Origin of the sequence: Butyrivibrio sp. TB (assembly GCF_900110805.1) — a bacterium.
In the GTDB taxonomy this organism is placed as follows: Bacteria; Bacillota; Clostridia; order Lachnospirales; family Lachnospiraceae; genus Butyrivibrio; species Butyrivibrio fibrisolvens_C.
The window spans coordinates 42,449-55,561 of record NZ_FOER01000016.1 but is presented as its reverse complement, the minus strand read 5'-3'; the positions used below and the strand labels follow the sequence as shown (position 1 = coordinate 55,561).

General features: G+C 39.9%; 11 protein-coding genes. All 11 read left to right on the top strand.

Going from position 1 to position 13,113, the window contains the following annotated elements; translation table 11 throughout:
- The first annotated feature begins 39 nt into the window (after positions 1 to 39).
- The 11 genes from BMX21_RS11640 to BMX21_RS11590 all read left to right on the top strand — a co-directional run bounded on the left by BMX21_RS11640 (position 40) and on the right by BMX21_RS11590 (position 13,103).
- Positions 40 to 822: a hypothetical protein gene (locus BMX21_RS11640; RefSeq protein ID WP_092044525.1), complete on the top strand. Its 783-nt coding sequence runs from the start codon at positions 40 to 42 to the stop codon at positions 820 to 822.
- Positions 823 to 1,003: 181 nt separating this feature from the next.
- Positions 1,004 to 2,137 (top strand): hypothetical protein, encoded by a 1,134-nt coding sequence (locus BMX21_RS11635; RefSeq protein ID WP_092044522.1) that lies wholly within the window; start codon positions 1,004 to 1,006, stop codon positions 2,135 to 2,137.
- 78 nt (positions 2,138 to 2,215) lie between these two features.
- Complete coding sequence (locus BMX21_RS11630) at positions 2,216 to 2,623, top strand: hypothetical protein (protein WP_092044519.1); 408 nt, start codon at positions 2,216 to 2,218, stop codon at positions 2,621 to 2,623.
- On the top strand, positions 2,620 to 2,958 hold the full coding sequence (locus BMX21_RS11625) for a DMT family transporter (protein WP_092044516.1): 339 nt from the start codon (positions 2,620 to 2,622) through the stop codon (positions 2,956 to 2,958). Before BMX21_RS11630 ends, BMX21_RS11625 begins: the two co-directional genes overlap by 4 nt.
- Before the next feature lie 134 nt (positions 2,959 to 3,092).
- Entirely contained in the window at positions 3,093 to 7,055 is a 3,963-nt protein-coding gene (locus BMX21_RS11620; protein ID WP_092044513.1) for a GH25 family lysozyme, read from the top strand.
- A 96-nt stretch (positions 7,056 to 7,151) separates the two neighbouring features.
- Positions 7,152 to 8,243 (top strand): dTDP-glucose 4,6-dehydratase, encoded by a 1,092-nt coding sequence (gene rfbB / locus BMX21_RS11615; protein ID WP_027203221.1) that lies wholly within the window; start codon positions 7,152 to 7,154, stop codon positions 8,241 to 8,243.
- A gap of 26 nt (positions 8,244 to 8,269) precedes the next feature.
- Positions 8,270 to 9,151, top strand: a complete 882-nt coding sequence (rfbA, locus tag BMX21_RS11610) for a glucose-1-phosphate thymidylyltransferase RfbA (RefSeq protein WP_022755355.1) — start codon at positions 8,270 to 8,272, stop codon at positions 9,149 to 9,151.
- The gene (locus BMX21_RS11605; protein ID WP_092044510.1) at positions 9,141 to 9,905 is read left to right on the top strand and encodes a hypothetical protein; all 765 of its coding nucleotides are present in this window, start codon (positions 9,141 to 9,143) and stop codon (positions 9,903 to 9,905) included. The genes rfbA and BMX21_RS11605 overlap by 11 nt, the downstream gene beginning before the upstream one ends.
- A 94-nt stretch (positions 9,906 to 9,999) precedes the next feature.
- The gene (gene rfbC, locus BMX21_RS11600) at positions 10,000 to 10,566 is read left to right on the top strand and encodes a dTDP-4-dehydrorhamnose 3,5-epimerase (protein ID WP_022755357.1); all 567 of its coding nucleotides are present in this window, start codon (positions 10,000 to 10,002) and stop codon (positions 10,564 to 10,566) included.
- Between the two features lie 29 nt (positions 10,567 to 10,595).
- Positions 10,596 to 11,639, top strand: a complete 1,044-nt coding sequence (locus BMX21_RS11595; RefSeq protein WP_242952913.1) for an ABC transporter permease — start codon at positions 10,596 to 10,598, stop codon at positions 11,637 to 11,639.
- 87 nt (positions 11,640 to 11,726) lie between these two features.
- Positions 11,727 to 13,103 (top strand): ABC transporter ATP-binding protein, encoded by a 1,377-nt coding sequence (locus BMX21_RS11590; protein WP_092044507.1) that lies wholly within the window; start codon positions 11,727 to 11,729, stop codon positions 13,101 to 13,103.
- Positions 13,104 to 13,113 lie beyond the last annotated feature (10 nt).

The following is a 13,113-nucleotide window of genomic DNA, read 5'->3' as shown; positions in this document are numbered from 1 at the left end:
ATACTGATTAAGAAATACTGATAATTAGAAAGGTTTTGTATGGTTCAATATTTTTTGGCAAATATAGATACGTTCAAAGCTTATTGCGGGAGTGGCATACTGCCTCTTTTGTTTATTGCATGTGCTATATATATCCTGGTTACTGAGAAGATCGTCTGGAAGAAGATGATACTGGGCGTTGTGCCGCTTTTTATAATAGTCATGTTCTTTATGCCTTTTACAAGAGCAGTTTATGAGAAAGTTGGTATGGAAGAAGGAACGTACTACCGCGTACTATGGCTTGTCCCTATGGGAGTAGACGTTGCATATGCTTTTTGCAGGCTCTTTGAAAGAAGGAGGAAGCTTGGACTTGTAGTAGCGACTTTGATTGTTGTAGTCTTGAGCGGCTTTAACCTTGTCTACAGAAGTCAGTATATCACTAAGGCTGAGAACAGATTCCACATACCGACTGCTGCTATTGATATCTGCAATCTCATCGCTCCTAAAGAAGGTGAAGCCAGAGTAAGAGCTGCATGCCCTCCGGAGCTTGTATATTTTATAAGGCAGTATAATACGGATATCATGCTTCCATATGGACGAGATTATGTTGAAGCACAGTGGGATTACTGGAATGCTGTTTATGAACAGATGAATATAGAACCGGGTGGAAGCTATAATATAGAGGCGCTTTTAGAAACTACAAGGCAGCAGAAATGCACCTATGTGGTCCTTAATATGAGTGTTCCTACTGATATAGATCCTACGACCCAGGGACTTGTCCTTCTGGCTCAGATGGATGGTTATAGCATTTATATGGATCCCCTTGTTGTAGAAGAAAGCTGATGTAGTTGTTTACTAAAAATATTTAGTATAGAGAATTATTATAGGGATTTATTATAGAGATTTACTATAAATATTTACTATAGAGATTTATTATGGGGATTTATTATAGATATTTACTATAGATATTTAATATAGGAATTTACTGACAAAAGAACCAAATATAATATACAAAGAGGTTTTTATGAGTAACAGAAGTGATCTTGATAATAGAAGTAATTTTAATAATAAAAGCGACGGTGGCAGTAGGAATAATGCCGGCAGCAGAAGCGGCGCATGTTATAGAGGAAGTGTAAATAATAACAGCAGTAGAGGCAGCAGGAAAAGAAATGGTAGTTCTAACAGTGGTAAGATAAGTCTTCCTGTTATTTTGCTTATAGTAATTTTGTGTTTTGTAGTACTGTTTCTTGGAGTTATCTGGAAATTCCAGTTCGGAGGTATAACAGTAGAATACGATCCTGATTATGTACCTGATATAAGTCTTAATGCTGAAGATAATATCCTGTATCCTTTAGACGCTGATCTTGAGGGATATGAAGATGATGGAACAGATACGATCCTATGCCTTGGCAATGATGTCTTCTCCTATGACAGAGATGAAGAAACAGGTCTTGCCAATATGATCGCTGATAAGACCGGAGCTACAGTTTATAATGTATCTTTTCCCGGAACGACTGTTGCATATGCTCCTCTTGGAATGGGAACCGAGATAGATACTTTCAGCTTCGTAGGCGTAGCTAAAGCTATAGGAAGCGGAGACTATTCCGAGCTTTCTAATAAGGCAGGAGATATGGGAGTAGACTATGTCTCAAGCGTTGATGTTCTTAAAGGTATTGATTTTAACAAAGTAGATACTCTTTGCATCATGTATGATGGCAATGATTATATTCAGAAGAGGACACTTTATAATCCTACAGATGTAGATAACCTTCTGACACCCGGATATGAGTTTGATGAATATACTTATATGGGCGGATTTGTAGCAGGAGTTAAGGCTATCCACGAAGCTTATCCTCATATAAGGATAGTTGTAAACACCTTCACTTATTGCCTTGCTCCTAACGATACAGGTGCTATGCAGCCCGGAGATGCGCTCAATTATGGCAACGGAACACTGACCGATTATTATGGAAGATTATTCCAGGCTACAGAGAGTCTTAATGTGTCATTTATTGATGACTACATGGGCTTTATCACGGAGTCTAATTCTGAGGAATACCTTAATGACAATATTCATCTTAATGTAAGCGCAAGACAGTATGTCGCTTACCACTTTGCACTTCTTATATATCCTCAGTCGGTGGCTGGCAAAGAGTGAGTTCTATAGATTCTTTTCAACGCAGATAAAGAAAGCACGACAAAAGAAGTAGGAAAAGAAGTAAAACATGAGGTTAAAATGAAAAAGAAAGTAGCACTAAAAGATATATTACTCCTGCAGCTTGCTGTTGGAATATATAGTATAAATACTGTTGTAGGCGGTTTTGTTGGTAATTCCCTTAATGAAAACGGCGCATTATCGGTTAAGACCATGGGACTTTTGTTTCTGGAAGTATTCGTCCTTGGCGTGTATGCGGTACTGTGGCAGCAGCTTATAGGAAGGTTTCAGCTCTCAATAGCTTATGCCAACAAGGCAATGACACTTTTATGGTCACTTATGTGGAGTATCATCCTGTTTCATGAGGACGTGACAGCATTTAAGGTGATCGGAGTTCTTATGGTGATGGCTGGAACAGTGATACTCAACACGGATCCTACAGCTTCTGAAGCTGCTATGGCAGATAATAAGAAGGAGGATGAAAGATGAGCTTCTACCTTCTTCTTGCGATCCTGGGACAGATAATTGCATCTTTTTCCCAGATATTACTTAAAAAAAGTTCCGGTAAAGAGTATCCATCTTTTATAAGACAGTATCTTAATGTGCTGGTTATATCCGGGTACGGAATGCTTGGAATTTCAATGCTTATATCTGTTGTATGCTATTCAGGACTTGAATACATGCAGGTTGTTATTATTGAGCCTATTGGCTATGTTATCGTAATGTTTCTATCAAGATTTTTCTTTGGAGAGAAGATAACTTTAAGGAAGCTTATAGGAATGGCAATTCTTCTTGCAGGAATTATAGTGTTTTATTTGAATTAAATATATGAAAATAGTATAAAGGTATACAGGATTTTTGATCTTCACTGATCAGGATGGGACTGATCAGTGAACATAGCCAAGGATGGGAAGCTATAGTTTTGTAATGTTATGAAAGACATCGAAGGAGTTTACTTATGAAAAAGCACCATAGCATTTTTGGAACAAAGAGTATTCCTGATTATAGAAAAAAAGAGTTTATAAAAGGAAGAAATCGTCGCCATGCAGACAATAGTAGGAATATTAATGAATATTCCCGTGACGATTATGAAGCATGGAATGACGAGAATTCATATGGCGAAGGATCATATAGCGAAGAGTCATATAGCGAAGAATCATATAATGAAGAATCTTATAATTCGGAATCATATGATGAAGCAGCATATAATAAAGAATCTTATGATGGAGATTCATATTATGATGACTCCTATAATGAAGTGACTGATGAAGATGATATGCACAGAAAGTCGTTAGAATCTGATGCTGATGATCTTGTAGAAGCAGGAACAGATAGCAGTGATAGAGCTTCTGAAAAGCATGATACCGAAGATCTTGAGGAGGCTATCTATAATGCTGCAGAAGAAAACTCCGGAGCTTATCAGAATCTTGATGATACAGTTCTTTTAAAATCTGTAGTCAGTATTAAAAATAAACCTTCTGTTAATACAGAGGCTTCGTCATCACATGATGCTGGGGGAAATGCCTCAAATGATGGGGATGAACTTCTGTTCCCGATAGATTTTATGGATGATGGAATATCTGATGACGCTAGGGATTTTGATTCAGAGTATGCTGAAGACGGTATGATAAGCGAATCTGAAGAGGAATCCGAATATGACAGCGATGACGCATATGGCAGTGATGACTTATATGACAGCGATGACGCATACGAATCAGAAAGGCAGTATGATTCAGAAGACCAGTATGATTCAGAGGGTCAGTATGGATCAGAAGATCAGTATGGATCAGAAGATCAGTATGAATCAGAAGATCAGTATGGCCTAGACGATTATGCTCCCGATGAATATGAAGAATATCTCGAAGAAAGAGAAGATGCAGCATATGACGAATATAACAATATTCGTGAGATATCAGCGCCGGAAGAGATGACAGATGCTATTGCTGACGACTATGCTGATGACTTTGCTGATGATCTGAAGGAAGAAGCTGAAAAAGAAGGAAGGAAAAAAGCTCCTTCAAAAGCCTCTTATACATCATCCGGACAAGGTCGTAGAAGTACAGACGGTGCTCGAGGCGCTGTAGGAACTTCTCGTGGTAAAGGTTCTAATAAAGGCGCTGTGAAAGGCAAGGGCAGAAGGCATAAGTCAGGATATATCGCTTCATCAGGAAGACGGAATGTGAATTCATCTTCTAAAAGAAGATCTTCTTCAAAGAGAAATAAGAAGAAAAGTGGTATTATTTTCTTTTTGGGTAATTCAAGTACGCTTGAAAAGATATCACTTGTAATAGGACTTGTTGTGATAATCACAGGTGCTACTCTTGGAGGATTTATACTTCGTGCCAGATCTAAGGCCAATGAGATATCTTCTTTTAGCAATGTGGGCAGTGAAATCTCTGAAATGCAGGTTCCGGGAAGCTCAGGACTTGTTGCAGTAGCAGATGCTCAGGCTGCCAAAAAGGCAGCTGCAGAAGCTGTGTCAGATGCAGCAGAGGCAGAAAGTTCACAGGAAGAAGAGAATGAGGGCATTAAGATCAATCTGTCCATGGCATCCATCAAGCAGGATCTTAAGATCAAGTTCCTAAACAGCCAGTCAGCAAGACTTGTATCAGGTATCCCTTTTGAAGTGGAGATCAAAAAGCCTGATGGAAGTACGACTACCTGGAAGGATGAAGATAAGGATGGAATCATCTACCACTATGATATTCCTGCAGGAACATACACAGTTACAATGAAGGCATTAGAAGGCGATGAGTATGCAGACTATACCTTCAATACTACAAGTCAGTCTATAGAAGTCAAAGAGAATATTGAATATAAACCTGTTGATATAAGTGATGAAGTCAAGGATGAATCCCAGGTCAATGTTGCAGCAGAAGATACTGCTGTTGCAGAGACAGTAGTAGAATCTGAGAACAAGGATACTGTTGAATGGGTCGAGTCTACTAAGACAGAAGCTGGTTCAAGCGGAGAAGTATCATATGAACAGATCAAAAAGGATACTATTGTTAACCCCTACTCTGCAAAAGGCATTAAAGATCCGGATAGTCTTCAGCTTATAGACGAGAAGGATTCTGATAATGGAAATTCCGGAAACGGAAACAGCTCATCATCAGGAGAAACAAGTACATCAGCTCCTAACGGTTCTTCTGAAGCATCTACTGCTTCAAATAATACAGGAAGCGGCAATGCCAGCACTCAGAACACCGGAAACTCAGGAAGTACCTCAGGATCCGGTGAATCAAATACCGGTTCAGGAAGTTCTGGTAGCGGCAATTCCTCTGCGGGCACTACAGGTGGTAACGGATCTAATACAGGAGGCTCAACAGAGCAGCCCAAAACATATACATATGAACTTACACCTACATCTGCAACTATAAAAGTTGGAGATACTACAGTACTTACAGCTAAGACAAGTCACGAAGGCTGCCAGATTACATGGAAGAGTAACAATGAAGCTGTAGCTACTGTATCAGGAGGAACAGTTACAGGTAAAAGCGAAGGCGTAGCTACTATAACAGCAGATTTTAATAATGGTGAGAAGAAATTAACTGCGCAGATCACTGTTCAGAAAAAAGAATACACTTATTCTATTTCCAAAGAGACACTTACACTTAAAGTTGGTGCTACTGAAAAGATAACTACAGATACGAGTCTTGAGGATAAGACTGTAACCTGGTCAAGTGCGGATGAGAAGATAGCCAAGGTTGCTGCAGATGGAACAGTTACAGCAGTAGCTGCAGGAACTGTTGTGATCACGGCGACATTTAAAGACGGAACCAAGAAAAACTGCACTGTAACAGTTTCAAAAGGTGATGGCAAGATAGAACTTAGCTCATCAAAAGCTACTATAATAGCAGGCGGTACAGCTATCACTCTTACCGCTAAGGTTACAGGTCTTAAAGATACAACAGTGATATGGAAATCTTCAGATGAGAGTATCGCAGTTGTTGATAAGGGTAAGGTAACAGGCAAGAAGGCAGGAACTGTTAAGATAACAGCTACAAGCAAAGCTGATGCGAGTGTTACAGCTACCTGCGAAGTTACAGTCAAGGACGGTGCAGGTGATCTCAAGGATAAAAACGGCAATATCGTATATGTAGCTGAAAATGGAACATACAGGAAAGCTACGATTGCAGATTATGATAAGGCAGATAAGTTTTTTATCCAGAAAGAAGGAAAGCTTTACAGGTATACAGGCTGGCAGACAATCGAAGGTTATACATACTACTATGACAAGAATGGTAATTTTGTAACAGGTGATCAGGTAATACAGGGAGCCAAGTATTCATTTGGGGCTGACGGCCGCTTATCAACCGGGTCCGGAGTACTGGGTATTGACGTTTCCAAATGGAATGGTAGTATAGATTGGTCACAGGTGAAGAATTCCGGAGTATCTTATGTTATAATCAGATGCGGTTATAGAGGATCATCTACAGGAGCACTTATAGAAGATCCTAAATTCAGGGCTAATATCAAAGGAGCTACCGGAGCAGGCCTTAAGGTCGGAGTATATTTTTTCACTCAGGCTGTGACTGATGTAGAAGCTGTAGAGGAAGCTTCGATGGTAATATCTCTTATAAAGGGGTACAATATTAGCTGTCCTGTATTCCTTGACGTTGAAGCTTCCCACGGAAGAGCAGACGGAATCAGCGTTTCAACAAGGACTGCCGTATGTAAGGCATTTTGTGCTACAATAAAGAATGCAGGATACACTGCCGGAATATATGCCAACAAAACCTGGCTCAACAGTTATATCGATGCACCGGCTCTTACCGGCTATAAGATATGGCTTGCACAGTATTCGGCGGCGCCCACATATTCAAGGACACGTTATGATATGTGGCAGTATTCTTCAAAAGGCTCTGTTGCCGGAATATCCGGAAGAGTCGATATGAATATCTCGTACATGGGATTTTAAGTACATAAGGGGCTATATTTGTCCTATCGCTCTATAAATGAGTGATCATTGGCACCCATTATAATAAAAAGATGAAAATCGAAAGGAACTTTTAAAATGAGAACTTATCTTGTAACAGGCGGAGCCGGATTCATCGGATCAAACTATATTCACTACATGTTCAAGAAGTATGGCGATACAATCCGTATCATCAATGTTGATGCACTTACCTATGCAGGTAACCTTGAGAATCTTAGTGATCTTGAATCCAACGATAACTATACATTTGTAAAGGCTAACATCTGCGATAGAGAAGCTATTACTAAGATCTTTGAAGAAAATGATATTGATCGTGTTGTACACTTTGCTGCAGAAAGCCACGTTGACCGTTCAATCGTAAATCCTGAGATCTTCGTTGAGACCAACGTACTTGGAACAGCTACTATGCTCAATGCTGCAAAGAAGGCATGGGAGCTTCCTGACGGAACATACAAGGAAGGCAAGAAATTCCTTCATGTATCAACTGATGAAGTATATGGTTCACTTCCTGAGGACGGCGGATATTTCTATGAGACAACACCTTATGCTCCTCATAGCCCATATTCTGCTTCAAAGGCAAGCTCTGATATGCTTGTAAAAGCTTATATGGATACATATCACTTCCCTGCTAATATTACTAACTGCTCCAATAACTATGGACCTTACCAGTTCCCTGAAAAACTTATACCTCTTATCATTCACAATGCACTTGAAGGCAAGAAGCTTCCTGTATACGGAGATGGTAAGAATGTTCGTGACTGGCTCTATGTAGAAGATCACGCCAAGGCTATCGATATGGTTCAGGAACAGGGAAGGCTCTTTGAGACATACAATATCGGCGGACACAATGAGAAGCAGAACATTGAGATCGTTAAGACAATCATCGATATTTTAAGAGAAGAGCTTACAGATGATGATCCTAGAAAGGCTCACCTTTCATATGATCTCATCACATATGTAGAAGATCGTAAGGGTCACGACAGAAGATATGCTATTGCACCTGATAAGATCAAGGCTGAGATCGGCTGGGAGCCTGAGACAATGTTCAAGGAAGGCATCCGCAAGACTATTAAGTGGTACTTCGAGCATCAGGAGTGGATGGAGCACATCACTTCAGGTGATTACGAAAAATATTATGATAGTATGTACAGCAAGAAGCTTGCAGACTGATCGTCATAAATAAAAGGGGATCCAAAATGAAAGGTATTATTCTCGCCGGAGGTTCCGGCACACGTCTTTATCCATTGACCAAGGCTGTATCCAAGCAGATCATGCCTGTTTATGATAAGCCGATGATCTATTATCCGTTATCAACTCTTATGCTTGCAGGTATCAGAGATATTCTCATCATCTCTACACCTAGAGATCTTCCTGCATTCAAAGAGCTTTTCGGTGATGGATCACAGCTTGGACTTAATATGAATTATGCTGTTCAGGAGCAGCCAAGAGGACTTGCAGATGCATTTATAATTGGAGCTGATTTTATCGGCAACGATTCTGCAGCGCTTGTTCTTGGTGACAATATTTTCTATGGACAGAGTTTCTCCAAGGTTCTTAGAAATGTATTTGAAAGACATAATACACCCGGATCTGGAGCTACAATCTTCGGTTACTATGTAAGAGATCCAAGAGAATACGGCGTAGTTGAGTTTGATGAAAACGGTAAGGCTATTTCAATTGAAGAAAAGCCTGAAAATCCTAAGTCTAACTATGCTGTTCCCGGTCTTTACTTCTATGACAATGATGTTGTAGAGATTGCAAAGAATGTTAAGCCTAGCGCAAGAGGTGAGATTGAGATCACAAGTATCAATAACGAGTATCTTAATCGTGGAAATCTCTATGTTGAGACACTTGGAAGAGGTTTTGCATGGCTTGATACAGGCAATCATGATGCACTTCTTGATGCAGCAGACTTTGTTGCAACATTCCAGAAGAGACAGGGCCTTTACATCTCCTGTATAGAAGAGATCGCATATAAGAGAGGCTTTATCGATAAAGAGCAGCTCTTAAATCTTGCACAGCCGCTTTTGAAAACCAATTATGGTAAATATCTCATTGAGGTAGCGAATGGACTCTAAAGTCATGAAGCTCGCAGTAGGGGTCTTTGCAGCACTGATCGCAGTTATACTTATCATCGTATATGCGTCCAATGCTGACAAGATCAATAGTTTTCTGAAAGGTTCCGCTGTAGATTCAAGTAATGAATCTATGGCAGAACTTTCTGCGGTTTCAAACGGGCAGATAGGAAACAACTTGCAAGGATTTATGGCACAAAAGGATTTTTTTGATGATCCTGATTATCTGGCCAGCATCTATGAGGCTGATGTTACAGCCCTTACCATGGAATTAAAACCTGGCGAAGGGCTTATACAAGTCAGCATCAAAAATGGACGCGGTGGTCTTGAGACCGGCGAGAAATTCGCCGTTACAGTCACCAACATGGATGACGAAGAAGACGAACAGGTCTATCTTGATGAAGACAGGAACGGTCAGATTCTTATTGAGGATCTGGAGATAGGTTCTTATATAGTCAGACTTAATGACAAAGAAGGCTACCATGTTCCTGCAAACGGAACAGTAGTACGTGTTACCAAAGAGAGCGTTGATATCATAGAGATAAATGGTACTAGAGCCGGTACATCAGATGAAGGAAGCAGCGGATATAGTAGCACTACAGGCTTAGAAAGCACAACTTCAATGGATGGCATATCATCAGATAATGCTGCGCCTACACCGGTAAGTCCTGATGGTCAGACGCCTAGCTTGACTAATGATTCAGGTCTTGATGATACGGCATCAGCTATGAGATCAGGAACGCTTGATAATAACTGATTTTTGACACTTACATCATTTATATATAAAATAGATAGCTGATTTAATATAAATATATCAAATTTAAATTTTTAGTAGTAAGGGGAACATTTAAATGGGACAGATCAAAGTTGAAAATTGCGGAGATATAGAAGGCCTTAAGATAATCACACCTACAGTTCATGGTGATAACAGAGGCTATTTTATGGAGACTTACAATAAACGTGAGTTTTTTGAAGCAGGAATAGACGTTGAATTCGTACAGGACAATCAGTCTGCAAGTAAGAAGGGCGTTCTTAGAGGACTTCATTTTCAGAAGAATTTCCCACAGGATAAGCTCGTAAGAGTAATAAAAGGTGAGGTATTCGATGTTGCAGTAGACCTTCGTGAAGGTTCCAAGACTTTTGGAAAGTGGTTTGGAGTGGTCCTTTCTGAAGAGAATAAGAAGCAGTTCTTCATTCCTAAGAACTTTGCACATGGATTTTTAGTTCTTTCAGATTATGCTGAGTTCTGCTATAAATGTTCAGATTTCTGGCATCCAAATGATGAGGGCGGTCTTTTATGGAACGATCCTGAGATCGGAATCGAGTGGCCTTTATGGGAAGGTGCCGAGCTTATTTTCTCAGAAAAAGATCCTAAATGGGGCGGAATTGCTGAGTACAAAAAAGAAAGAAATCTGTAATAAAAATACACTTATTTGAGGACCTTGGTTTGAACAATAAAGATAAGACAACGATGAAGAAGCGCTGTCTGCCCGGAATCGGAAACCTGCCTAAATGGGCAGGTATCTCCATATTCCTGGCGGGTGCGATCGTTTTGGCACTGATAATAGTACTACATTATAATCCCGGAGCTGATCAGGAGACTGAGAGGCTGAAGAAAATCTGCGCCTGTACGCTGATAGCGCTCAGTTGCGCGGTTTTTTCGGTTTATTATGACAGGGTTACAGTTGTACCCTTGGAATTATGGGATAACAGACAGCTTATATGGCAGATGGCTGTCAATGACTTCAAAAAAAGATATGCAGGATCTTACCTTGGCGCTGTATGGGCATTTACTCAGCCTGTTGTTACAGTTCTTATGTACTGGTTCGTATTCGAGAAGATATTCGGTTTGAAGTCTGAAATAGCCGGAAGAGGACTTGATGTTCCATATGTTATATTTTTAATGGCAGGTCTTGTTCCATGGTTTTATTTTACCGAAGGCTTATCCAATGGAACCACATCACTTCTTGAATATACATATCTTGTCAAAAAAGTAGTATTCAAGATCAGTATTCTTCCACTTATTAAGATAATAGCTGCAACTTTTACTCACATGTTTTTCTGTCTTCTCCTTGTAGGTGCAGGATGGATAGCAGGTTTTACTCCTAGCGTGTATACTCTGCAGATCTTTTATTATATGTTCTGTGAGTTTATGTTAATGCTTGCGATATCTTTTGCTACAAGTGCTATACAGGTCTTCTTCCGTGATCTGATGCAGATTATCAATATTGGACTTCAGCTTGGGCAGTGGGCTACTCCTATTCTGTGGAACCTTGATGCAGTTGTTCCTGATTGGCGTATGCAGTGGATCATCAAGCTCAATCCTATGACATATATAGTAGGCGGTTACAGAAGCTGTATCTATGAAGAGAGATGGTTCTTTGAACACTTCTATTCATCAACATATTTCTGGATCGTTGTTGTTGGATTATTCTGTATAGGTTCGCTTATATTTAAGCGTTCCAAGATTCACTTTGCGGATGTATTGTGATAATGACTCTTTGAGGGACTGTGACCGGATTACTATGCTTATTTGGTGACAGTAACTAAGTTTAGTATTACTTGAATGGAGATTGGTATGTCAGAACAAAGAGAGGTCGCGATAGAGGTCAAGAATATCACAAAGCTCTATAAGCTTTATGATAAGAACTCCGACCGGCTCAAAGAAGCGCTTGGACTTACTAAGCAGAAAAAGTATCATGAAAAGCTTGCGCTTAATAATATAGATCTTACAGTACACAGAGGTGAGACAGTCGGAATCATTGGAACCAATGGATCCGGTAAGTCTACTCTTTTAAAGATCATTACAGGTGTACTTACACCTACAAACGGAACTGTAAATGTTAATGGCCGTATCTCTGCTCTTCTTGAGCTTGGAGCAGGCTTTAACATGGAATATAACGGAATTGAAAATATCTATTTAAACGGTATGATGATCGGCTTTACCAGAGAAGAGATCAAGAACCGTATGAATGCTATTTTGGATTTTGCAGATATCGGAGAATACGTATACCAGCCTGTTAAGACTTATTCAAGCGGTATGTTTGTACGCCTTGCCTTTGCTCTTAATATCAACATCGATCCTGAGATACTTATAGTAGATGAGGCGCTTTCTGTAGGAGATGTTTTCTTCCAGGCTAAGTGTTATCACAAATTTGAAGAGTTCAAGAAGCAGGGTAAGACTATACTTTTTGTATCCCATGATCTTTCAAGTATCAGTAAATACTGCGATAGAGCTGTTCTTATCAATCAGGGTGTCAAGATTGGAGAAGGCTCTCCTAAGGAAATGATAGATATCTACAAGCAGGTTCTTGTGGGTCAGTATGTGGCTCCCAAGGAAAATGCCGAAGTGGCTCTAAACCTTCTTGAAGATGAAGATATAAGAAAACGTGCCGGAGAAGATGCTGACGAAGCTGATTCCAAAGTTGGCACACCGATGGAAAAAAGAAACAGTAAGGGCAAAAATGCTGCTAAGGCTGAGCCATCACAATCTGAGATGGTAGGCAAGAATCCTAACGTACTTGAGTATGGCGACGGAGCAGCAAGAATTCAGGATTATTATATTACTGACAATACAGGACGCAGGGTATCATCTGTGCAAAAAGGTGATGAGTGTACTATTCATATGTCAGTAGAATTTATGAGAGATTGTCCTGCTCCGATTTTTGCATTTACACTTAAGAATATTCTCGGTATAGAGATTACCGGTACCAATACAATGTTTGAAAAGGCTTTCCTGTCTCCTGTGAAGAAGGGGGATCGAAAGAAAATCACATTCACTCAGAAGATTGATCTTCAGGGTGGTGAGTACCTGATTTCTTTTGGTGTAACAGGATATGAACAGGAAAACTTTACTGTATACCATAGGCTATATGATGCACTCAATCTTACAGTGATCTCTGATAAGAATACAGTCGGTTATTATGACATGAATTCCAAAGTAAGGGTTGAGTAATGTTTGATCG

Coding starts and splice junctions, on each gene's coding strand:
- BMX21_RS11640 (WP_092044525.1), top strand. CDS start 40: ATGGTTCAATATTTTTTGGCAAATATAGATACGTTCAAAGCTTATTGC.
- BMX21_RS11635 (WP_092044522.1), top strand. CDS start 1,004: ATGAGTAACAGAAGTGATCTTGATAATAGAAGTAATTTTAATAATAAA.
- BMX21_RS11630 (WP_092044519.1), top strand. CDS start 2,216: ATGAAAAAGAAAGTAGCACTAAAAGATATATTACTCCTGCAGCTTGCT.
- BMX21_RS11625 (WP_092044516.1), top strand. CDS start 2,620: ATGAGCTTCTACCTTCTTCTTGCGATCCTGGGACAGATAATTGCATCT.
- BMX21_RS11620 (WP_092044513.1), top strand. CDS start 3,093: ATGAAAAAGCACCATAGCATTTTTGGAACAAAGAGTATTCCTGATTAT.
- rfbB (WP_027203221.1), top strand. CDS start 7,152: ATGAGAACTTATCTTGTAACAGGCGGAGCCGGATTCATCGGATCAAAC.
- rfbA (WP_022755355.1), top strand. CDS start 8,270: ATGAAAGGTATTATTCTCGCCGGAGGTTCCGGCACACGTCTTTATCCA.
- BMX21_RS11605 (WP_092044510.1), top strand. CDS start 9,141: ATGGACTCTAAAGTCATGAAGCTCGCAGTAGGGGTCTTTGCAGCACTG.
- rfbC (WP_022755357.1), top strand. CDS start 10,000: ATGGGACAGATCAAAGTTGAAAATTGCGGAGATATAGAAGGCCTTAAG.
- BMX21_RS11590 (WP_092044507.1), top strand. CDS start 11,727: ATGTCAGAACAAAGAGAGGTCGCGATAGAGGTCAAGAATATCACAAAG.